Below are 22,574 nucleotides of genomic sequence, written 5' to 3'. Positions count from 1 at the left end.
GAAGAGCAGAAGGAGAACTAGGGATATCATGGGTAATGGAGGTTTTGAACATTGGTTTTGTTGGCATGCATTATATTTTTGGCTACTTTAGTGTTGGTGATCTGGCAGCCTAAAAATCTGTCTATCGGCTGGTCGGCCTGCGGCGGAGCAATACTCGCCTTGCTGGTGGGTGTCGTCGATTTGCATGATGTTTGGGAAGTTACTCAGATTGTCTGGAATGCGACACTGGCTTTTGTTGCTATCATTCTGATTTCGTTGGTGCTTGATAAAATCGGCTTCTTCGAATGGGCGGCGCTTCACATGGCACGAGCTGCGCGGGGAAGCGGAACCCGGATGTTTGTTTATGTGACCATTCTTGGCGCCATTGTCGCTGCTTTTTTTGCGAATGACGGTGCGGCCTTAATTCTGACACCGATTGTACTAGCGATGGTTCGGGCACTGAAATTTGATGAGAAAATGGTTTTCCCTTTCATCATAGCGAGCGGATTTATTGCCGACACGACGTCGCTTCCACTTGTAGTCAGCAATCTGGTGAATATTGTATCAGCCGATTTCTTTGGCATCACCTTTATGGAATATGCGAGTCGCATGATTGTACCTAATTTATTTTCCTTAGCGGTTAGTATCGTGGTACTGTATCTCTTTTTTCGCAAAAGGATTCCCAAAACATTTGATGCTGCACAATTAATAACACCTGCAGAAGCGATTAAAGATCCAAAAATGTTCCGCATGTCCTGGATTGTTCTCGCGGTTCTGTTGGTTGGATACTTTGTTTGCGAATTTTTTAGCATTCCTGTCTCGGTGGTAGCCGGTATTATTGCCGTCTTTTTCTTGCTGATGGCGAGAAGAAGCCCTGCGGTCCCCATGAAAGAAGTCATCAAGGGCGCTCCATGGGCCATCGTATTTTTCTCCATCGGGATGTATGTTGTGGTGTATGGCCTGCGTAATGCCGGTTTGACGGATCTGCTGGCTCATGTGATTCAAGCGGCTGCCGATCAAGGTATGTTTGTGGCCACGATGGGCATGGGTTTTATCGCGGCTGCTATCTCGTCGGTGATGAATAACATGCCTACAGTGATGATTGATGCACTTGCCATAGATGCCACCCATACGACTGGTATGATCAAAGAAGCGCTGATTTACGCTAATGTAATTGGATCGGATTTGGGACCGAAAATAACCCCGATTGGTTCATTGGCCACATTGTTGTGGCTGCATGTGCTTAGCTCAAAAGGCGTGAAAATTTCTTGGGGAGCTTATTTTAAAACAGGCATTGTTTTAACGATTCCTACACTTTTTATTACCCTGCTGGGCTTATATCTGTGGTTAATCATTTCATAATTGAACATTAAAGGAGACGTCTATCATGGAAAAAAAGACAATTTACTTTTTGTGCACCGGCAATTCTTGCCGCAGTCAAATGGCAGAAGGCTGGGCCAAAAAATATCTGGGAGACCGTTGGAATGTGTACAGTGCAGGCATTGAAGCTCACGGCCTTAACCCTAAAGCGGTACAAGCGATGAATGAAGTAGGTATCGATATTTCTAGTCAAACTTCGGATATTATAGATCCTGTCTTGCTGAACAGTGCCGATTTGGTTGTGACCCTGTGCGGGGATGCTGCCGATAAATGTCCCATCACACCTCCACAAGTTCGCCGTGAGCATTGGGGATTTGATGATCCGGCCAAAGCAGAGGGAACGGAAGAAGAGAAATGGGCCGTTTTCCAGCGAGTTCGTGAGCAGGTGGGAGAACGCATTAAACAATTTGGGGAAACCGGAAAATAATAGAACGTTAACTAAAGACTTTATTCTTGAAGATTTTGATTAACTTAGCAGTGATTCTTCTTTATGAAAATTCATCGTCTTCAACGTTACTTTACCGTATGTGTATGTATAATTCTCCTATTTTTTCTTCCAGGATCAGCTTGTTTGAAGGAAAACCAGTACATGCTGAATTAATGGCTTCGTCCTTGAAAGTTATAAGGACGGAGCCATTTGTGTAATGATCATCAACGTACCGGGAGGGTTCCCGGTCGTGGATTGATAAATAGAAACCCGTCATTTCGTTGACAGAGTCCACAAAAAAAAATAATATAATTGTTGCAAAAGTCCACTAAATGGGGGGAGTTAAAATCAATATAGATACTAAGATCATAGCAGATATGAGACGTTTCAATCGATTTTATACCAAAATACTGGGTGTATTAGATAAACATGTGCTGGATAGCGGATATTCCTTTACCGAGGCACGCGTCATTATAGAGATCGGTATGATCGAGCCATGTATAGCCAATACTTTAGTCGATTCTCTTAAAATTGATCGCAGTTATATGAGTAGAATCATAGCTAAACTTTACAAAGAGGGCTTCCTTGTTAAGGAAAATTCTTCGGTGGATAATAGAACAAATCTGATTCGTTTGACGCCTAAAGGAAAAGCGTTCTATCAACAACTGAATGAAAGATCTGACGAACAAGTTGTACAATTAGTTCAAGGACTCTCAGAAGAAGAGATTAAAGAATTACATGCTTCTATGGTATTCATTCAGAACAAACTAGAGAAATTGGAGAGAATACAAAATGATTCGATTTGAGTGCGACTATACCGAAGGTGCCCATAAGCGTATTTTACAGCGACTATTGGAGACGAATGACGAACAAACTGGCGGCTATGGTGTGGATGAGCACTGTGAAAAAGCCAGAGCTTATATTAAAAAGGCATGTGACTCCCCAAATGCAGATGTACACTTTTTAGTTGGAGGTACACAGACCAATACAACGGTGATCTCTTCTATTTTACGTCCGCATCAAGGTGCCATTGCTGCAGTTTCTGGACATATTGCCGTACATGAGACCGGAGCGATTGAAGCTACTGGCCATAAAGTACTTACTTTGCCAAGTGATGATGGGAAAATCCGGGCCGAACAGGTAAAGGGTCTGTATGATGCTCACTGGAATGATGCCGCTCCTGAGCATAGCGTACAGCCCGGTATGGTTTTTATTTCTTACCCTACCGAGAATGGGACGATCTACACTAAATCCGAGCTGGAAGCGTTAAGTCGAGTCTGTCGGGAATGTAGTTTACCGCTTTTTATAGATGGAGCCCGATTGGGTTATGGCTTGGTTGCAGAGGATAGCAATGTAACCTTAGCAGATATAGCAAAACTATGCGATGTATTTTATATCGGCGGGACCAAAGTTGGAGCAATGATGGGAGAAGCAGTAGTCATTATAAATGATACATTGAAAAAAGATTTCCGATACATGATCAAGCAAAAAGGAGGACTGCTGGCTAAGGGGCGAATACTGGGCATTCAGTTTGAAACTTTGTTTGAAGACGATTTATATTTTGAAAATTCCAAACACGCTATAGATATGGCAATGTTGCTTCAAAACGGATTATCTGAGCAAGGCTTTTCTTTTCAGTACCGATCTACAACCAATCAGCAGTTTCCGATTTTACCAGATCGTATGTTAAAGGCATTGAGCGAAAAATATACTTACTCCTTTTGGGAAAAGGTTGATGATACACATAGTGCTGTTCGATTCTGTACCAGTTGGGCTACGAAGAAAGAAAATGTTGAAATGCTGATTCAGGATATTAAAGCATTGCGATAAAGGTATTTATTCAATGTCGTCTGACAGCTGAAGATGGCTTGACAGGCAGGGTTGATCTTGGACGGCCATGGCGCCCTTACGCTCATATTGCTTTTTTAAAATCCTATATGGATGATCATATCAAGCCGGGCGGGACGGATCATTGGAATCCGTAGTTGAATAGATAAATCGTCTTCTTCCAAATGTGATCTTCAATGGATAAGCGGGGTATGCGCTTCAAGCGATTACCTCGCTTATTTGTGTATTTTGCAATTATATATTCGGGAAATATATAGTCGTGGGGATGTCGCTACTACAAATGGCGTTTATACGTTGGTTGATCGCTGTATTTCTCTCGATATTTCAAATACTTGTTTTTATGGAAAATATTTTATATATTAAGTATGAGATGTATTTTTTATCTTTCTATGCACATAGCAGGTGTTGTTTTATTTTACTAGAAAACAAAACTTACATCTTGTATGTTGTTCGTAATTCAGTATAAAAAATTACATTTAATGTTAATTTTAATTCATTATGATGTTGGAGGTGTAGGGATGGCACGTGTGTTGGTAGTGATCACACCTGCTGAAGGCCATGTTAATCCGTCATTAGGATTAGTTAAGCAGTTGGTCGACAATGGTGAGGAAGTAGATTATGTGTGTACGGAGGAATACCGCACGAAAATTCAACAAACGGGAGCAAAACTGATAACCTATCCTTTTAGTAATGATGCTTTTTCTCGTAAATCTGAGTTAATGCCGGCTGAATACAAACATCATTACCAATTCGTGAATATGATCGTTACAGGTTTGATTAAGCCGATTATTCCAAAGGTTTTGAAAGTAATCGAAAATAAGGTGTATGATTATTTGATTTATGACTTTTTGCTGGGCTGGGGAGGCAAGATTATTGCAGAGAAGCTGGGAATACCTGCAATATGCTCTATTGCTTCCTTTGCTTTCGTAGAGCCTCTGGGATCTGATCAAGGATTGGATGATAATGATAAAGAAGTGAAAAAGATTTATGATAACATAATAAAAGTAATGCATCAATTAGCTGATGAGCTTCAGGTTGCCGTACCTGCTATTGAGGAGATCGATTCACATTCCCAAAGCTTAAAGATCGTTTACACAAGCCGTTATTTTCAACCGCAAGCTGAAAAGCTGGATAACAGTTATATTTTTACAGGCCCTTCTATTGTACCACGTAAAGACGCGCCCTCTTTCCCGTTCGAACAACTTCATGCTCTGCATCCGCAGGCTGTTTATATCTCATTGGGAACTATTATTAATAGAGACTTGGATTTTTACAAGCTTTGCTTTGAAGCGTTCCACGATTTACCTGTACAGTTTGTACTTTCATCAGGCAAATATACAGATATGAAGCTATTGGACGATTGTATCCCTGACAATTTTATTGTCAAGCCCTATATTCCGCAACTGGAAATGCTGCAGCATGTAGACGCTTTTATTACACATGCGGGGATGAACAGTACAAGCGAAGCCTTGTATTACAATGTGCCTCTGGTTATGGTTCCCATGACATCGGACCAGCCTATCGTGGCTAATCGGGTGCAAGAGCTGGGAGCGGGTATTGCTGTAGATAAAAATGAGCTTACACCCGCTACTTTGAAAGCTGCCTTATTAGAGGTTTTAAATCATTCAACCTATAAACAGCAGGCCCATGTGATTGGCGAATCATTACGTCAGGCTGGCGGGTACAGACATGCGGCAGATACCATTATGAGTCATTTCTCCACAATAGAAAAATAAGGTGCCAGACTATAGACTGTGATTCCTTTCTTGTAGAGCAGCCGATTTTTCAAACTCTAATTTCTTTGAAATCGCCAGAAGACCAAGGGAGCAGAGGATCAGGGCCAAACATACCCAATAGGTGTTTCGGTAACCCATCCATTGAGCGGTTAATCCGCCCATCAAGCTCCCCACCAGTCTTCCGATGGTTGTCGCATTGGAATACAGCGTCGATGCGTATCCAGGAAGAGAGGGCAATAAATCCTGCATGTAGCTGATGCCAATGGCCGAAATCACTGCAACAAAGAAGGCTAGAAGAAGCTGCCCCACTAATAACTGCCATATCTCCGTAGACATAAGGACGAGGAGATAATAGACAACCCCTGTTAAAGCTCCCCAAAATACAAGCAGACGGTTGGAGTATTTAGCAGCAAGTACGCCCAACATGATCATCAAAGGTATTTCTAAAACCGCGCAAATACTGGATACTAGAGCAACGTCACTCATGTCTCCTTTTAAATTATGAATGATAAACAAGGAAATATTTAAACTGTTCATCCAGTGAGACACATAGAGCAGAGTGAGAACTGAGAATGGTATCAGAATTTCAATGTTTTTATGCAATGTTATGTGATGGAGTAAAAGTTGATTCTTACTTTTGAGCTGAGATGGGGATTGCTTAATAAAACAGAATAGAAGAATAGCTATAAGTATAAAAATAGAAGTCGTCCCTATAAAGATACCTTTAAAACCGGTATGTGCAATCAGGAAAGACCCCAAAAGCGGCCCCGTGATAAAGCCAAGGGAAAACATAGAACGAAGTGTTGAATTGGCAAAAGTATGATCTGCTGCTTCACTGCGATCAACCGCTTCACGTGCACTGGCAAATAACTGCGGCATCCCAGGAGCACCAATGGCCGTAAAGATCGTCATATAAACAAAAAGTACATAAAAATTTTGGATTACAAGATATCCTGCAAAGGCTATGGCATTAAATAACGTACAAATCACCAAAATTTGTTTACGATCTAATCCGGTATCAGAACGTTTGGCAATCAGAGAGCTTATCCATATGCCACAGATCAAAGTCACCGCTGTAAACACACCAAAGGTTCCCACAGATACGCCAAGTGTACTTGTAAAATATACAGCTAAAAAAGGTGCGCTGATGGATATAGCCATGCCTTGCAATAACATGCAGATCATGAACAATGGGTAGTTAGGGATAACAAAAAGATTCTGAATACGCTTTAGCATTTCATTTTTACACTCCTTCCGAATACATACCTATCCCAACCAAACTATATATGACTTTAGCATAATTTGTATATTTACATGGTGTAAAATATTATATATTATTTTTCACTTTGATGAGCAGGACAATATACAGGCAAAGATACTGTAACAGGCTAAGCGTCAAACTCTCCACACCTTCAACTACTAACCTAGCTATGAGATCATGAGATTAACCTGACTGTTCCGCTGTCTTCCGGTAGTCATGATCGTGGGCAAGACAGTAAAGAACAATGTCTATTCGTTCCTGATGATTGGTAGACCGCCCCTTGCTCATAGCTTTCGCTTCCCCATTCCGTACAACTCATAGCGATGTCGCCATTTCACTAAGGTGGTAACGCTGATGTTATGTTTTTTTGCTACTTCCACACGGCTGCTCTGTCCTGCTTTTAACTCCTGTACGATGGCTAGTTTCTCAATCGCATTGTATTCGTTCTTCTTAGACAAAGGAAAACTCCCCTTCAAGTAGCGGTTTATTTATTAAACCTGCCTACTTGAAGGGGAGCATATCAAAATCGGTAGTTCCGTAATTTATAATAGCGAGGTTACGAACTTCACCTCCGGAAAGCGGCTATCCGGTCCTTTCATTAAGATTCCGCCTTGATTTTTCAGATACCTATCGAAGAAATCCAGCATATAGGCATTGATAACGGAGTTCGCTCTTTCGGGCGCAATCTTTCCTGTAATGCCCAGCATTTTGAAAATCGGAGAAATGAACTGTACGTCGGCAAAATTCAAGTGCTCCGTATTTTCGATATAGAGGACTTGTCCCCCTTCGTTGACCGCTTCGCGCATCCGTTCAAGCTCCAACTTTTTATCTTCCGTTACTTGATCCTCCCACTCTCTTGTTGAGCCCATACGGTTAAGCTCTGCATCCGTGTAGACCCGGTTATCCATCACCATTTTTAATTTTTCGAAATAGCTTTCCGAGTTGATGAACAAAAACGGCTTTCGCAGACCCTCTCTTTCACGCAGTCGATAAAGCCCTCCATCAAGGTCTATTCCAACCGCGATTCGCGGATCGTAAGAAGCGTCATAGGCCGTCGCTCCGCCGATGGAATGACCGAACACCCCGACATGACCGAGATCAATCCTCCCTTTTAGATGACTTGTAATCTGCCCCGATTGGATGAGCTCGAATTGGTCCAGCGCAAACGCCACATCGCCGGTTAAAACTTTTCCCAACTTGTCGCGATTTCCTCTACTCGTCTGGTAATCATGGGCGGGCGAGAATAAGTCGTTGGTTGTGCTGGTCGTGATTCGCCCGTCCGGAAACTCGGTTGCAAATGTATTGTAGGTGTGGTCGATCACTGCCACGATATATCCATGACTCGCAAGATTTTCGGCTTGCGACGTGTGGAGGAACCTGGAAGAGCGATTGCCGGGATTCACAAGGATCAGCGGGTATGAAGTCTGTGCCGAAGAGACTTCGGCCCCCGAATAAGCATGACTGGATACGTACTTCAGATGTTGAAAAGTAAACTCAGGAAGGCCATAGTCCGCGGCCATATAACGTAAAATCTGGGTATCGGGAATAAAGGGAGCGTACTTGTCGGTGCCAGCTTGAGCCGGATACCATACCTGAACCATCAATTCCCTTTTGCCTGTCGCGGTTTTGCCAAATGTCTCCTCCCGGCTTGGATCGATGAAATGAAAGACTTGCGTGCCTACCTTCAACTCGCCGGTTGGCGCCGGAAAGTCGAATACGGGAAACACATAGAGGAAGCACGCCGTTGCGATTAGCCCAATCACGATAAAAAGGCGGCCCAGCACCCTACGGATTCGCGAGGCAGTCCGAACGACTTTCAGCGTTATGAAAACGTCTATAAGCGAAAGCATAAGCATCAGGATCGTAAATCCGTATAAAAATAAAAGCTGAACCCTGTATCCTTCGACAAGCAAATGTATCACTAAAAAAATGGAGCCTGCTCCGCTTGTCAGGAGCAAAGCTGGTCTTCGGATACGTTGATTGATAACGAACAGGAGTGCCAACAAACAAGCACTTGAAAAGAATAGCAGCATTTCAAAAAACCTCACGCCAACTCCCCCTTAAAAATAATCCTATCAATGGATTAGTATAGAGGAGCAGCTAGGTTGATACCATTGATCTAGATGACAATTGCCTAACACTCTTGTAAGGTTGCGCGACGATGGCGCAGAAAACGGCATGTAATGTGCTGATTCCTGCTTTTCGGCCGGGGTCCGGAAAGGAATGCCCCATCCGCCGCATGTCATGGCCAACGGATGTTGAACAGGTGGGTGGCTATTTGACGCTTAACGTAACAGAAGTGGGATGTAGATATGTATGTGGAATTATCCTGTAGGATTTGCCTTAAAGGCTGAACCGATCTACGAACTGCTTGATCAGTTCATTCAATAATCCGGCGGCCTTCGTAGGAAGGCGGTGATCGACTTTTTTTATGAAAACAAGTTCACTCTTCGGCAATTGTTGATGTAACAATTTGGCATAAGGATGAAAGAGCTTATCATCTTCCCCATAAACAAGCAGGACAGGAAGATGGATTTCCCCGAGCCGCGAGGTACAGTTGTACTTCAAGCTGTACCGGTAATATTGTTCGACATTTCTGGAATTTCCCTGTTTCGCATCGTTGAATAGCTCACGGAACAAAGAAAACTGTTTCGTTTGCGACCAAGCATTAGAAATCGCAATCGTGCCGACTGCTCCGATTTTGGAGAGAGCAATGCCCACAGAAATTTTGTTTTTTAGTCGCCATTCGTTTACTTCCGACATTCCACTGATCACGATGCCTCCCCATGCCCGATCCGGATAGGTCAAGAGAAATTCAAGCACTATCGAGCCTCCGGTAGAATATCCACACAAAAAAACTTTTTCTATGCTCATCCGGTCCATCAACTGTTTGATATCCTGAGCGATTAGAGGGTAAGTAACCGTTTGTTCGGAAGGCTGACTCTTACCGTGTCCTCTGATGTCAAAAGCAATCGTTCGAAAATGAGGCGATAGACCTTGGATTTGGTATGTGAAATTTAAGCTTGTGAGTACCGGAGGGTGAATGAAGAGGATGGCGATTCCTTTTCCGGAATCAATATAGTGCATCGAGTATCCGTTTATGCTTGTAGTTGTCATTGTTATATTCCCCTTCCATTGATGATTTTGGTTTTACTGAAAAAAATAACTCGTGATATAAAAAACATTTTCGGAATCGTTTTATGACCCTACAATCATAATTCTGATCTCTAAACAATCGAATATATTCTTTTTCATTACGAATATACTCCCCGTTGTCGTACCATTTCATAAACCTGTTACATAGCGGTTTTTCATTGGATAAACAGGGCTCCATAACGACAATGGTTCCGTTAGGCTTTAGAATTCTTTGAAATTCCTTTATGTAACTTGATATTTCATCTGAAGAAATGTGGTGTAATACAGCGATAATAAGTATGTAGTCGAACGACTCATTATCAAATGGGAACTTCTTACTGTTTAATACTTGAAATGCATGGTGGCTATATAATCGCTTTGCATAATCAATTCGTTGGGCGTCAGGATCCATCCCAACATAATACAACGGGTCAAACATGGAGCAATTTGCCCCAGTACCGCAGCCAAAATCCAGTACAGTTTGGCCATCAAAAGAAAAATGGGAATGTACATGATCATGGATATATTTTTTAGTAAACCATTTCGGACGAACAAACCAATGATAAAGTCTAGGTGAGAACGGAATGTTAATGGGAATTCACCATCTTTCTAATTATTCGAGTCACTAGAGATAATTTGGCCTATTAGTTCAAAAAAAATCATGGAATAATTTTTTTTAGTGTAAGCAAAAATAAAAAAAATCAAGGGAATTGTGTTTTTCAAAGAAGGGGATACACAAATGGGGATAAAGTATAAAATCACTATTGTACTGGTGCTAAGTTTAAGTTTACTAATCGTCGGTTGCAGGGCGGACTCCAGTCAACGGCTAAAGCAACAAAGCGTCAAGCCCCATATCATAGCAAGTCAAAATGTTAAGCCTGTCATAGTTATTTTGATTGATTCTTTAATGAACAAGCCTTTACAAGAAGCGATTCAAGAAGGCCGTGCACCCGCAATGCAATATCTCCTTAAAAAAGGGCAATACTTCCCGCAGGTGGTGAGTTCATTTCCCACGATGTCCGTGACGATCGACAGCACATTATTAACGGGGACGTATGCAGACCGACATCATGTGCCCGGACTTGTGTGGTACAGCGACCCAAGGAAACGCATGATTTTCTATGGAAATGGTGTCAAAGAAGCCTTCAAGATAGATCAAATGCAAGTATTTATGGATGCTATTTATCAGTTAAATCAAGTTCATTTGAACAAAAAAACGAAAACAATTCACGAAGAGCTGGCCGACAAAGGAAAAGAATCGGCATCAATCAACGCTATTGTTTTTAGAGGAAGAACGGAACATGTCTTAAAAGTGCCTCGCTTCATAGCGAACAGCAACCGTGTTCCAGAACAATTGAGAATAACAGGACCTAAATGGTTTTCCTATGCAACTTTTGCACAACTGGACCCAAAGAATAGCTGGAATACTCCTCCGTGGAAAAAATTCGGAATGAACGACGAGTTTTCCGCAAAAGATACCGCTTTTTTAATCAATCAAAAAAAACTTCCAAGCGTAACCATCGCATACTTTCCAGAGAATGATAGTTCGGTGCATAAAAAAGGCCCGACTCAGCTGGAGGGAATTGAAAAAGCGGATCAAGCGCTGCAAGGCGTGCTTAACGCATACGGTTCGTGGGAACAGGCTGTAAAAAATGCTATATGGATTGTCATGGGGGACAGTGCGCAAAGCGCTGTTTATAATGATCGACAGGCAGCAACGGTAGAGCTAAAGCCGCTGTTGAACCATTACCGCATAGCACAGTTAAATCAATCAGTAAAAAAAGAAGATCAAATTGTCATTTCCACGAATGAACGAATGGCTTATGTTTATGCGATTAATGATAACGTCGAGTTATCCGATGTAGTGAAGCATTTACAAAAAGAGGAAAAGCTCGATATCATCGCAATGAAAGACGATAAAAATAATATTCGTGTTACAGGAGGGAAAAATAGTTCCATGTTTTCTTATCGTCCCGGTGGAAAATTCACCGATGAATATGGACAATCGTGGACATTATCGGGCGAAAAGGACCTTGTGGATATTACGATAAATAACAATCGAATCAAGTACGGAAAATATCCTGACGTTTTGGCGAGGTTATACGGGGCCATGTATTCTCATGAAGGAAAATACGTTGTCGTCACGGTCCAACCCGGATATGAACTCGTTGGTGAAAGTTCTCCTACCCACATCGGAGGGGGAGCTCATGGTTCGCTGCATGAAAAAGATTCCCTTGTCCCATTAATTATTTCCGGAACGAATACACGGCCCAGAACACTGCGAATCGTTGATATAAAAGACTGGATTATGCAATTGGTGAACGGATAGTTTTAAATTGGATAGTATATGACCATACTTAATCGAGTTAATGTTTTCCCTGAATTAAGATAGGTATGGGGTCTGTCAGCTTTGAATTGGATGGAATCCCCATTTCTTACTGTATATTCGATGTCATTTACACGGACAGTTAATTCTCCATCAAAAACAGTTAAGAACTCCTTCGTTCCCTCTCCATGCGAATCAGCACTTAGGAAGCCGTTTTGTTCTATCTCGATTGAATAAACTTCAAACCGTCTATCATCTTCGAAGGGGAAGTGGGGATAAACTCGATATTTTCCGTTGTCTTCCGTTAATATTTGAATTTCACTTCCTAAAACCACTTTTGTATCTGGCTGCGGATTATTTATGAGTGAAGTAAAAGAAATCTTTAATCCATTGGCTATTTTCCAAATCGTTGTAATCGTAGGGCTGGATTCGCCTCTTTCAATTTGACCTATCATCGTTTTACTTACTCCCGTTAGTTCTGCAACCCTTTCCAGACTTAATTTCTTATTTTCTCTAAAGGCTTTTAAGTTTTTGGCAATGATCAGATTGATGGTCTCCATAAATACCTCCTATACCTGTGTACAATATAACGTCTGTGTTGTACAATAAAACGTAAAACGTTATATTGTTCTTTTTGGACATTATAGCATACACAGAAGAGGGGGTTCCAATATGCCTTTATTATCGTTTCTGTTATATGTGTTTGTTACCAGCTTTACTCCAGGCCCCAATAACATTATGGCTATGCTCTTTGCTAATAAATTCGGGCTTAAAAAGACAATTCGATTTTGTTTAGGAGTAGGTGCAGGTTTCTTTGTAATCATGTTATTGAGTAGTTATTTTAATTTGTTGCTTGAAAATTTCATTCCCAAAATTCAATTTGTGATGACCATCCTGGGTGCAGCCTATATGTTATATCTGGCTATAAAAATAATTATGAGTAAAGATAATGGTAAAGATAATGATGGGGGCAAGAATAACAGTTTTCTAACAGGTATGCTTTTGCAATTTATCAATCCGAAAGGAATTTTATATGGTATCACTGCTATATCAACCTTCATTCTTCCATATCACCATTCAAATTTCAGCTTGATATTGTATTCGTTATTTCTAGCTTTTGTTGGGTTTATGAGTACATTCTGTTGGAGTGTGTTTGGCTCCGTTTTTCAAAAGTTCTTATCAAAATATAGAAGTCAGTTTAATATAATAATGGCTTTGTTATTAGTGTATAGTGCAGTTTCGATTCTTGTAGATATTTGACTCCATGCAAGTAACACAAACAGTCCCATTGAAGAAAATCTTCATTAGGACTGTTGTGTATTTTTGCGGACAGCAGATGAAGCGATGGCGAAAAGGCTGTTCAGTGTGCTTTACTTTTTTTCTACACAAGTCTCTTCCACAGAATATTCCTCCAGCACCGTTGTTTTATCACCATAAACCCTGTCTAAGTGTTCTTCCCCCCATAAGCAAAAACGATCAAGCAGATCTTTAAAATCCCATCCGTATTCACTAAGCTCATACTCTACTTTGGGTGGAACCTGGTTATAGATAATTCGGTGGATGATTTCGTCCTTTTCCAGCTCTCTAAGCTGCTGTGTGAGCACTTTTTGGGTGATTTTTGGAATGAGCTGCCGGAGCTCGTATGTACGTTTTCTGCCGCTGGTTAGATGGTGCAGGATGATGGCTTTCCATTTCCCGCCGATGACCTCAAAGGTTGCTTCAATCCCGAGCATATATGTTTTGGCGTTATCCTTCATTTGTTTTTCTCCCCTCGGATCTGTAGTACATGAAAAGCACTAAGGAACCTTAAAGTACCTACAGTACCTTGAGGTGCGTACTTCACACCTTGTTGTATATCATCCATAATAGCATCTGTAGACAGGGTTCACCAATCACGAGGAGAAAGAAGGTTACGGATAACATGAAAGTTCTATTGGTCGTTACGCATCCTAGAGAAGATTCACTTACCCTTGCGGTCATGAATCGTTTTGTAGAGGGATTGAAGGAGAGTAAGCACGAGGTAGATATTCTGGACTTGGATCGGGACGGGTATAATCCGGTGTACAGCGCAGCAGATGAGCTGGATTGGAATACGCCTCATAAACAATATGCCCCTGAAACACGGAAAGAAATGGATAGAATTGTGGCCGCGGATGCTCTGGTCTTTGTGTTTCCACTATGGTGGTACAGTGTCCCGTCCATGCTAAAGGGATACCTGGATAAAGTGTGGAACATAGGTTTACTTCAGGAGTTTACGACAAAGCAGGTTTTGTGGATGTGCTTGGCGGGAGGGACGAAAGAACATCTGATCAAGTATGAATACCACGATATGGTAACTAATTATTTGAATAAAGCCATTGCTGGTTACGCAAGAGTAAGAGAGTCCAAGGTTGAGTTCTTCTATGATACTTTGTCCGAATCGAAAGAATACATTGAAGGTCTGCTGGAGCACGCTTATCAATTAGGTCTGGCATATAAGTAAATTTTATTCTGATAACAATGAGAATTTCATATTATTGAAAAAAAGGGTTAAGGCTTGTTAGACGGCACTTAACCCTTTTTTTATTATACTGACGAGACTCTATCCTTTTATAGGCTCATACAAAGGTTCAGGTCATTCGCTCGATTGATATTTACAATGAAGTGCTTGATAATAAAGTGGATATTGTAGTAGGCTTGGGGATTCATTCGGATCATCGTAGATAAATATGTAAGTCCAGCCGCAAAGGCCTTCATTCAAAAAATGGAGACGTTTTTTGAAAATTGAAATCCAAAGTGAGGAACTTTGAATGACGACAAAACTATATTACTCTTCTCCGACCCTTACGGAGTGGGAGACTCATATTACACGTAGCATGGAAAGAGACGGCGGATATTTTGTTATGCTGGAGGAAACGGCTTTTTATCCACATGGAGGGGGTCAGCCATGTGATACGGGAACGATTCAGGGAGTTTCGGTGGTGGATGTTTTTCTGGAAGAGGGCGATATTTGGCATCAGGTCGAACGTATGCCGAAGGGTGAAAAGGTAGCTTGTACGTTGGATTGGGAGCGCAGATTTGATCATATGCAGCAGCATAGCGGACAGCATTTGCTGTCGGCGATTTGTCTGGAGCTGCTGGGAGCGCGGACGGAAAGCTTTCATTTGGGACAAGAGCAAGCCACGATTGATGTAAACTGTTCGGATGTAACACCTGCGCAGCTATCGGCAATCGAGCAGGAAGTAAATCGGCAAATCTACAGTAATCGCAGCATAAAAAGCTATTTTGTAACCAATGAACAATTGAAGGATATTCCGCTTGTGAAAACGCCCAAAGTGACGGAAAATATTCGCATTGTTGAGATCGAAGGCATTGAATACAATGCTTGCGGCGGTACACATGTCGGCCGAACCGGGGAAATTGGAATGATCAAATGTCTGAAATGGGAGAAGCAAAAGGGGCTGGCGAGAATCCATTTTAAATGTGGCGTTCGCGCGCTTCAGGACTTTAACGAAAGTGTTCGGATTTTGGACGTGCTGTCTGCGAAATTTAATACCGGGCGCAAGGATATTTTGACCCGCTTTGAAAAGTGGGAGCAGGAGCACAAGCAGCTCAAGGCGCAAGTGGACATCCTGCAAGAGGAAAATGCTTCGTATCAGGCAGCAGAGCTGCTTTCTGCTGTTCAGGGGCAAGTTCTGGCTCATATTTTTGAACAAAAAACCTTTCAGGAAGTACAGCAAATGGCTGCCAAGCTGACATCTGAACATGATTTACTTGTATTATTAGCCACAACAGCAGAAAACAAAATCATTCTGACACATAACGGCACACAGGATGTTGCCTGCGGGGCATACTTTAAAGAGCATCTGGGCGCGTTTCAGGGTAAGGGTGGCGGCAGCAACCAATCGGCTCAGGCAGCGTTCTCGTCCCGTGAAGACCTTTTGAACTTTTTTGAAACCGCCCAGCGGCAGTTTATTCAGGGCTAATGCAGGATTAGTGGCGAAGGGGCATTTTCCACTTATGTTCTTTTTCCGTAAATAAAATAAAAGAAAAAATGAGTGCCACAACAGCGCCCCAGATGGCTTTATCCCCAATAGCCAACGTCAAAAACCCTCCCAGAAAAGCCCCGACCAGAAAGGTGATCAGGATGACACCGTAACGCATGGCGCGAATGGCAGCATTCGTGTCCTTGGTCGTAATGGCGATATACACCGCCTCTGTGGCAGATCTGAGGTTCCCGGTGCTGACGGTGGAGGTGTACGGCGCATCAATGAGCTTGCGAAAGGAAGTCATCTGAACGGAAGCAACGAACGAGACGATCACCGTCACCACGGTATTGGGAACCCCTTGTGGAATCAGACCCACGATGAAAAAAATGAAAATTTCCAGCAGTAGAATGGCACGGGCCCAGTCCGGTGTCAGGCGGTGGGTGGATTTTCTCTTAATCCCTTCGGCTATAAAAACACCCAGCGAAAAGGCGATCAGGGGCGGGATATGGGCTAACGCCTGACCCCAGTTTCCCTGAATGGCTTTGACAGCCAGTAATACGATATTGCCTGTCTGAGCATTGGCGAACACGCCATCTCTTCCGACAAACGTATATGTGTCCAGAAAACCCCCTACTAATGAAAGTAAAGCGCCCAGTCGTAACGATTCAGACGTTACTTGATGTAAATGGATTTTGCCTTTCATATTCACGGCAGAAGCCTCCTATGCTACAACGTCGATTCCTCTAACATAGCACGACTATTCCGATTCGACAATTCCATTGGACACTACGGCACGAAAAATAGGTGCAAAAGGAGAAAAAGCCATGGAGAATAAAGGATTTGTGGAGGCAATTCGCAGTATGACTGCGGGCGAACAAAGATTATGGCTGATAGACATCATACAAGTGACAGAAGCTGTGAAACGGAACGAAGCTTCTAAAGATGATTTGTATGAGCAAGTATCAGAGTTATATGATTACTTGCTTGAGACTCAAAACAGACGCTCATGGTGGGAGCCTGACGAGGGTGGCACGCAGGTGCATATCGTGATTGGCGATTCTTTTGCAGGGAGTATGAAAGTAGCACTCAAACAACTGGGATGGGAAGATACACATCGGGTTATTTCTTTTCGGGATAACTATGCCATCGGCCCATTGTGGCAGCTTCAGCAGGAAATGGGGCGCAGGCAACGGCGGGAATGGTTCAGAGATCATATTTCTGATGAGCATGATGAGCATGATGAGGATGCTGAAAGGGATGATTTTCTGTTGCTGGAGCAGTTTACTGCTATTCCAGCGCAGGCGGATATTACGATCTGGACGGGGAGCAATGCCCCTGAGCAGGTGGGGCTTCGTTTGAGCATGTACCTGCTGAGGAATATGTCTAACGATATTTGGATTAAAAATGCGGCAGATGCTTACAGCCGTGTATTTAAACGTACAGATGCTACAGGCTTACGATCAGGCGAGATATCTGCCGACAAACTACAAGCTATTCTAAGTCGAGAGGACAAGGGTATTTCTTTAACACCAGAAGAAAGAGAACGAATGGCGGAAGAATGGTGTGAGCTGGCGATGAAGCCTGAGGTGCTACGTATATGGAAGGATGGGAGCATCGTTAATGTAGAAGAAAACTATTATGATGCCTATATTTTGAGTAAGGTGAATGAGTTGCACAAGCGGCAAGCCCAGCCTGATTTTATCAAATCAGCAAGAGTGATCGGAGAAGCTATGGGGCACCTGGATCAGCAGATGGGAGATGAATTTTTCGAATATCGGCTTCGAGCCCTGATTTATGAGGGAATGCTGGAAATCAAAGGCGTTCCAGGAACCATGAGACGTTATAGTATTAGAAAGAAAGCATCTCCGAGTCCAATAAAAAAAGGGCCTGAAAATGCTTGATCGTATTACCTATAATGTCGGTGGGGATGACGATTTTACCTATTGTAGCTCATAGGGCAATCCGTCATATGAAAAATAGAACGCCTTGCGTGATGAGTACAAATTGTGCTCGGGGCAAAGGCGTTCTTTGGCATGTTAGCAGTCTGTGTCCGTGTTGGTTTAACGCAGGCTATTGTTGCTCAAGTGCTGGCAAAACTTCAACCCAGCGGGTAGCCCAAGTACCGATATGATCAAACAATGGAGCTAAATCGCGTCCCTTATCCGTAAGGGAGTATTCGATCCGAACCGGCTTTTCGGGATAGACCATACGTAGTACAATCCCTTCTTCCTCAAGCTCCTTCAAGCGATCGGAAAGGACCTTCCCGCTTAAATTGGGGATTGAATTCTCAATAGCGACGAAACGTTGTGGACCGTTAGTTAGCTGAAATACGATTAACACCGTCCAACGCTTGCTCAGTAACTCCATAGCTTTTTCAAACCGTGGGCACATTTGCGGAATGTTCATGTGATCACCTCATGCTCCTATTATTAACGATCCACTGTAAAAAGTAAATGATTTTACTTTACATAAATTTATTACTTGACGAAATTGAATGATATAAATATACTCTGTTACATAAAGTAACTTAATGGATTGGACACGAAGATTCATATATACATGATAAAGAAGATTTATATAAATAGAGGATATGAAAAAGTTAAAGTGGGTTAGGTATGGGCTAACAGTTGAGGCCAGTGCTTTGGTATGCAGGAGGAAGTCAGATGAAGCTGGAATGTGAAGTGTGCGTAGTTGGAGGGGGACCAGTCGGGACCTTGTTATCCTGTTTGTTGGCGGAGCAAGGTGTTTCGACGATATTGGTTGAGCGGCAGAGCGTGGCGGGAAAGGCCTTTCGCGGCGAAATTTTAAATGATGAGGGTCTGCAAGTGCTCCAAAAGCATAAGCTGCTCGAACAAATTCATGAGGACTACGTCCTCACTTCGACGAGAATCGAATATTGGGAGCATCAGCAGCAGGTGAAGACGATTGAGCCAGCGGACGGTAATGTGGGTGTTCACATTCCACAGCCCCGTTTTTTAGAGGCTCTGCTGAAGCAGGCGTCAACGTATGCGTCCTTCCGTTGTTTGGCGGGCACGACGGTGACTGCGCTGGAAGGCGACAGCAAGCAAGGCTACACAGGCTTGACCGCCCGCGATAAGAACGGCGATGAGGTTACGATTCGCAGCTCTGTGATTGTCGGGGCAGATGGTCGCTATTCGACCGTGCGCAAGCTGGCGCAGTTGCCAGTGACGATTATCAGACACGGCTATGATCTGCTGTGGGCCAAAATTACGGCACCTGCCGGATGGGAGCCTGTCACACGTCTGGCATTAGTTAATGGACGGCAGTTGTCTTTATTTTCGCAGGCTGAGGGCTATATTCAGATTGGCTGGAATGTAGAGGAAGGCAGCTTTCCTACCTTGTTTAAGCAGTCGTTTGAACCGTTCATACAGTTGTTAGTGGAGGCATTTCCCGATCTGGAGCATAACGTGCATGATCACATTCGTTCGTGGAGGGACTTCGTGCCGTTGGATATTTTCAGTAGCCGCAGTGATACGTGGTCGCAGAACGGACTGGTCCTTATTGGAGATGCGGCGCATACCATGACACCTACTGGAGCTTTTGGCTTGAATGCAGCATTGAAGGATGCCGATGTACTGGCGAGTGAGCTTCTTCGTTTGCGTCAGGAGGGTGGATATACCGCAGCGGGCCTAAAGGCGTTCGAAGACGGGCGGCGGCAGGCTGTCACCGAGCTTCAGGAACGACAGCTTACGATGGAATCCACGTTTCATAGACATTTTTTACAAGCAGAAAATCAAGCCATATAGAAGTAAGCTTATATAAAGGATGGTGTAGAGAGATGAACCAAAAAGACGTAGCTACGCTACTTAACGATAAAATCCAAACGATTCGCGGGGAGCAATCTTCGACAATTTTGGTAGGACCGATCAAGCTGCCAGTTAATTTGGAAGGGGAAACAGTTGTTTTCCAATGGTACTGCTGGTTGCCTGTACGGGATGAGGAAGATCGTCAGGATCTGCTGAATGCTACCGCTGACACGATTGTGAAGCGTTTGTCCACGCTGGATTTGGCAGAAGGACAACAATCGAGCGTATTGGTGTACGGTGATCTTCAGCAGTCGGAAAATGCACTTGTTCGTATGCATAGTATTTGCCATACTGGGGATATTTTTGGTAGCAAGCGTTGTGATTGCGGATTTCAGCTCCACCAGTCCATGAAAATGATTGTGGAGCACGAAACGGGTGCGTTGTTCTATCTGGCGAACCATGAGGGCCGTGGGATCGGCTTGTTTAGCAAAGCGATGGCTTACATTTTGCAGGAGGAAGGCATGGATACCGTCGAAGCTAACCACCAATTGGGCTTTGAAGATGATACCCGCAATTATGCAGATGCGATTAGTGTGCTCCGTCATCTGAGACAAAAACCGGTAACCTTAATTACGAATAACCCTAAAAAGCTGGAAGCCTTGAAGCAATCCGGTATGAATGTCGCAGGACGTATGCCGCTATGGGGCGATGTGTCGCAATATAATGAACGGTATTTGAATACGAAGGTGGAACGGTCCGGCCATTTGCGGGATTTCGATTTCAGGGAGGTTCTATGACCACTCACGAGGAATATATGCGCCTGGCGCTGGAAAATGCCAAAAGTGCCAAGGGACAAACAGAACCGAATCCGCTCGTCGGTTCGGTCATTGTGAACAACGGCCGCATTGTCGGGATTGGCGCTCATCTGAAGCCCGGTGAGCCACATGCGGAGATTCATGCTTTGCGTATGGCGGGTGAACATGCCCAGGGAGCGACCATTTATGTGACGCTGGAGCCGTGTTCCCACCATGGACGGACAGGCCCGTGCGCGGAAGCGATTGTGAAGGCTGGCATTCGTCGGGTCGTTATTGCGGCGCTGGACCCGAACCCGCTGGTTTCGGGCAGAGGGGTACAAATCCTGAAGGATGCGGGTATTGAGGTCATCGTTGGGGTATGTGAGCAGGAATCTGTCCGCATGAATGAAGTGTTTAACAAATATATCGTGAGCAAGCGTCCTTTTATCACGATCAAATCAGCGGTGACGCTGGATGGTAAAATCGCCACCCGGACCTCGGAAAGCAAATGGATTACGTCCGAGGTGGCACGGGAGGATGTGCATCGCCTTCGTAACGAGCATGTAGGGATACTGGTCGGTGTACAGACAGTCATTCACGATAATCCGCAGCTGACGACTCGTCTGCCGGAAGGCCGGAATCCGATTCGCATTATTCTGGACAGCACGCTACGTATTCCTTTGGATGCCCGTGTCATTACAGATGGCGAGGCGCCTACCTGGATATTTACAGGACGTGCTTATGATGAAGGCAAGCGGGATCAACTGGAACAGTTGGGTGTAAAGGTATATCCGACACAGGATGAAAACAGTGATCGGGTCAACCTGCCGCAAATGCTGGATATTTTGGGCGCAGCGGAGGTGTCTTCGGTGTTCGTGGAGGGCGGAGCCGAGGTGAACGCTTCGTTCGTGCAGCAAGGACTGGCTGACAAGCTCGTGCTGTATATTGCGCCGAAGCTGGTTGGAGGGCGTGGAGCACCGGGCTTTCTCGGGGGAGAAGGCGTGTCCGCTATGAGCGATGCGGTGGCGTTGCAGGATTTGAGCGTGACGCAGGTTGGCGTGGATTGGAAAATAGAAGGGTATTTTGGGCGGGAAAAATGAGTGGGGTTGTGGTGGGAGAAAGCGCTCCGCGAAGGGGTTGATCTTTCGATCGCTGTTGCAGTGGGATTCTTCGGATTGTGTAAGACATGTAGAGGTAAGAATCCCACTGCAAAGGCGAACGCTCACGCTTCTCCAGATTCAACCCCTCCGCTCCGCTACTACCCGCCACAAAGTAACTCATTTTTCCGAAATGGTGTGGAGCAATGGGGGAAGGGCAAAAGGACTTAGAGATTTAAAGACTTCGAAGATTCTTTTTTTGTATACTTAACGTTTATTAGGGTGAATGGTTAATGGGATGAATAACTCATAGGGTGAACATCTAATGGTGTGAATGGTTTAGGGAATGAGGAAGTTTACATACATTGCAATATGACAAAAGACACGAGGGAAGCGAATGTGCTTCTCAGGTGTCTTTTTTTGTTTTATTTAGGGGTCGTAATACTTTCGCCATGTTCGTGAGTGCGAGTGTGCGTGATAATGATAAAGGCTGATACAGAAAGATATTACCGAGGTGAGGATTTCGAATGGTCCCGCAGTGCCTGCCTGATCGGGTGAGGTATCCTGTAAATCTGATGTATCCACCAAATTAGGGTTCGAATCCCAATCGCCTTCCACGCGACTCATGGTAGAGTATTCAAAAAATCCAAAAAACCATTACAAAGACCCTAAGAGTATCCCATGTCTGGTCCACATGACAGAGACGGGGAGGTGGCTATGCGGCCAACGGATACCGGGGAGAGCAAGCGCCGACAGGCTCCGAAGCTTCGGGAGATGCGAGTTCACAGTCGAAGTTGGACGGATGGACTCGATCTTTGGGACACGGAAACCTACGGTGACTTCTTTTCTCCTTAAG

Annotated in this window: 23 protein-coding genes and 1 pseudogene; 15 read left to right on the top strand and 9 right to left on the bottom strand. The window is 43.8% G+C overall.

From position 1 onward, the window contains the following. The first annotated feature begins 51 nt into the window (after positions 1–51). The 6 genes and pseudogenes from AC0WRU_RS21360 to AC0WRU_RS21335 all read left to right on the top strand — a co-directional run bounded on the left by AC0WRU_RS21360 (position 52) and on the right by AC0WRU_RS21335 (position 5,370). Complete coding sequence (locus AC0WRU_RS21360) at positions 52–1,341, top strand: arsenic transporter (protein WP_476126241.1); 1,290 nt, start codon at positions 52–54, stop codon at positions 1,339–1,341. 25 nt (positions 1,342–1,366) lie between these two features. After that, a complete protein-coding gene (gene arsC / locus AC0WRU_RS21355) occupies positions 1,367–1,786 on the top strand; it encodes an arsenate reductase (thioredoxin) (protein WP_476126240.1) in 420 nt (139 codons plus the stop codon). Between the two features lie 332 nt (positions 1,787–2,118). Continuing rightward, a complete protein-coding gene (locus AC0WRU_RS21350; RefSeq protein ID WP_476126239.1) occupies positions 2,119–2,592 on the top strand; it encodes a MarR family winged helix-turn-helix transcriptional regulator in 474 nt (157 codons plus the stop codon). Further along, complete coding sequence (locus tag AC0WRU_RS21345; protein WP_476126238.1) at positions 2,579–3,616, top strand: threonine aldolase family protein; 1,038 nt, start codon at positions 2,579–2,581, stop codon at positions 3,614–3,616. Before AC0WRU_RS21350 ends, AC0WRU_RS21345 begins: the two co-directional genes overlap by 14 nt. Positions 3,617–3,618: 2 nt before the next feature. Then, positions 3,619–3,762, top strand: a pseudogene (locus tag AC0WRU_RS21340) (pectinesterase family protein); the annotation flags it as partial. Between the two features lie 390 nt (positions 3,763–4,152). Beyond that, positions 4,153–5,370, top strand: coding sequence for a macrolide family glycosyltransferase (locus AC0WRU_RS21335; RefSeq protein WP_476128696.1), 1,218 nt, complete (start codon positions 4,153–4,155; stop codon positions 5,368–5,370). A 9-nt stretch (positions 5,371–5,379) separates the two neighbouring features. Here AC0WRU_RS21335 and AC0WRU_RS21330 read toward each other — a convergent pair whose 3' ends face one another. The 5 genes from AC0WRU_RS21330 to AC0WRU_RS21310 form a co-directional block, all read right to left on the bottom strand. Continuing rightward, positions 5,380–6,606 carry a sugar efflux transporter gene (locus tag AC0WRU_RS21330; RefSeq protein ID WP_476126237.1) on the bottom strand — a complete coding sequence of 409 codons (1,227 nt, stop codon included), beginning with the start codon at positions 6,604–6,606 and terminating at the stop codon, positions 5,380–5,382. 309 nt (positions 6,607–6,915) lie between these two features. Next, complete coding sequence (locus AC0WRU_RS21325; RefSeq protein ID WP_476126236.1) at positions 6,916–7,089, bottom strand: helix-turn-helix domain-containing protein; 174 nt, start codon at positions 7,087–7,089, stop codon at positions 6,916–6,918. An 84-nt stretch (positions 7,090–7,173) separates the two neighbouring features. Next, positions 7,174–8,679, bottom strand: coding sequence for an alpha/beta hydrolase family protein (locus AC0WRU_RS21320; protein ID WP_476126235.1), 1,506 nt, complete (start codon positions 8,677–8,679; stop codon positions 7,174–7,176). Positions 8,680–8,974: 295 nt separating this feature from the next. Then, on the bottom strand, positions 8,975–9,748 hold the full coding sequence (locus tag AC0WRU_RS21315) for an alpha/beta fold hydrolase (RefSeq protein WP_476126234.1): 774 nt from the start codon (positions 9,746–9,748) through the stop codon (positions 8,975–8,977). Next, complete coding sequence (locus AC0WRU_RS21310; protein ID WP_476128695.1) at positions 9,705–10,352, bottom strand: class I SAM-dependent methyltransferase; 648 nt, start codon at positions 10,350–10,352, stop codon at positions 9,705–9,707. Before AC0WRU_RS21310 ends, AC0WRU_RS21315 begins: the two co-directional genes overlap by 44 nt. 153 nt (positions 10,353–10,505) lie before the next feature. Here AC0WRU_RS21310 and AC0WRU_RS21305 point away from each other — a divergent pair, with 153 nt between their 5' ends. Further along, positions 10,506–12,095 carry an alkaline phosphatase family protein gene (locus AC0WRU_RS21305; protein ID WP_476126233.1) on the top strand — a complete coding sequence of 530 codons (1,590 nt, stop codon included), beginning with the start codon at positions 10,506–10,508 and terminating at the stop codon, positions 12,093–12,095. Positions 12,096–12,097: 2 nt separating this feature from the next. Here AC0WRU_RS21305 and AC0WRU_RS21300 read toward each other — a convergent pair whose 3' ends face one another. Further along, positions 12,098–12,652, bottom strand: coding sequence for a helix-turn-helix domain-containing protein (locus AC0WRU_RS21300; RefSeq protein WP_476126232.1), 555 nt, complete (start codon positions 12,650–12,652; stop codon positions 12,098–12,100). A gap of 112 nt (positions 12,653–12,764) precedes the next feature. On the opposite strand from AC0WRU_RS21300, the gene AC0WRU_RS21295 reads away from it, so the two are divergent. After that, the gene (locus AC0WRU_RS21295) at positions 12,765–13,352 is read left to right on the top strand and encodes a LysE family transporter (protein WP_025686162.1); all 588 of its coding nucleotides are present in this window, start codon (positions 12,765–12,767) and stop codon (positions 13,350–13,352) included. Positions 13,353–13,462: 110 nt separating this feature from the next. Here the strand turns inward: AC0WRU_RS21295 and AC0WRU_RS21290 are convergent, their stop codons facing one another. Continuing rightward, positions 13,463–13,849, bottom strand: a complete 387-nt coding sequence (locus tag AC0WRU_RS21290) for a winged helix-turn-helix transcriptional regulator (protein ID WP_476126231.1) — start codon at positions 13,847–13,849, stop codon at positions 13,463–13,465. Between the two features lie 164 nt (positions 13,850–14,013). Between AC0WRU_RS21290 and AC0WRU_RS21285 the strand changes: the two genes are divergently transcribed. Together AC0WRU_RS21285 and AC0WRU_RS21280 are read left to right on the top strand one after the other, a co-directional pair. Continuing rightward, a complete protein-coding gene (locus tag AC0WRU_RS21285) occupies positions 14,014–14,574 on the top strand; it encodes an NAD(P)H oxidoreductase (RefSeq protein WP_476126230.1) in 561 nt (186 codons plus the stop codon). 307 nt (positions 14,575–14,881) lie between these two features. Beyond that, the gene (locus AC0WRU_RS21280) at positions 14,882–16,057 is read left to right on the top strand and encodes an alanyl-tRNA editing protein (RefSeq protein ID WP_476126229.1); all 1,176 of its coding nucleotides are present in this window, start codon (positions 14,882–14,884) and stop codon (positions 16,055–16,057) included. A gap of 7 nt (positions 16,058–16,064) precedes the next feature. Here AC0WRU_RS21280 and AC0WRU_RS21275 read toward each other — a convergent pair whose 3' ends face one another. Beyond that, the gene (locus AC0WRU_RS21275; RefSeq protein ID WP_476126228.1) at positions 16,065–16,769 is read right to left on the bottom strand and encodes a YoaK family protein; all 705 of its coding nucleotides are present in this window, start codon (positions 16,767–16,769) and stop codon (positions 16,065–16,067) included. A 115-nt stretch (positions 16,770–16,884) separates the two neighbouring features. Between AC0WRU_RS21275 and AC0WRU_RS21270 the strand changes: the two genes are divergently transcribed. Continuing rightward, positions 16,885–17,961 (top strand): DUF1835 domain-containing protein, encoded by a 1,077-nt coding sequence (locus AC0WRU_RS21270; protein ID WP_476126227.1) that lies wholly within the window; start codon positions 16,885–16,887, stop codon positions 17,959–17,961. A gap of 169 nt (positions 17,962–18,130) precedes the next feature. Here the strand turns inward: AC0WRU_RS21270 and AC0WRU_RS21265 are convergent, their stop codons facing one another. After that, a complete protein-coding gene (locus AC0WRU_RS21265) occupies positions 18,131–18,466 on the bottom strand; it encodes a winged helix-turn-helix transcriptional regulator (protein ID WP_025686155.1) in 336 nt (111 codons plus the stop codon). Between the two features lie 257 nt (positions 18,467–18,723). Here AC0WRU_RS21265 and AC0WRU_RS21260 point away from each other — a divergent pair, with 257 nt between their 5' ends. The 4 genes from AC0WRU_RS21260 to AC0WRU_RS21245 all read left to right on the top strand — a co-directional run bounded on the left by AC0WRU_RS21260 (position 18,724) and on the right by AC0WRU_RS21245 (position 22,573). Further along, on the top strand, positions 18,724–19,827 hold the full coding sequence (locus AC0WRU_RS21260) for an FAD-dependent monooxygenase (protein ID WP_476126226.1): 1,104 nt from the start codon (positions 18,724–18,726) through the stop codon (positions 19,825–19,827). A gap of 32 nt (positions 19,828–19,859) precedes the next feature. Next, complete coding sequence (locus AC0WRU_RS21255; protein ID WP_476126224.1) at positions 19,860–20,624, top strand: GTP cyclohydrolase II; 765 nt, start codon at positions 19,860–19,862, stop codon at positions 20,622–20,624. After that, complete coding sequence (ribD, locus tag AC0WRU_RS21250; RefSeq protein ID WP_476126222.1) at positions 20,621–21,721, top strand: bifunctional diaminohydroxyphosphoribosylaminopyrimidine deaminase/5-amino-6-(5-phosphoribosylamino)uracil reductase RibD; 1,101 nt, start codon at positions 20,621–20,623, stop codon at positions 21,719–21,721. The genes AC0WRU_RS21255 and ribD overlap by 4 nt, the downstream gene beginning before the upstream one ends. A 714-nt stretch (positions 21,722–22,435) precedes the next feature. Continuing rightward, positions 22,436–22,573, top strand: a complete 138-nt coding sequence (locus AC0WRU_RS21245; protein WP_245233440.1) for a hypothetical protein — start codon at positions 22,436–22,438, stop codon at positions 22,571–22,573. The last annotated feature ends 1 nt before the right edge of the window (position 22,574 follow it).

It is taken from the genome of Paenibacillus sp. 1-8, from assembly GCF_056316205.1.
Note: the sequence above shows the minus strand (reverse complement) of the source record. Positions and strands in the feature narration are given on the sequence as shown.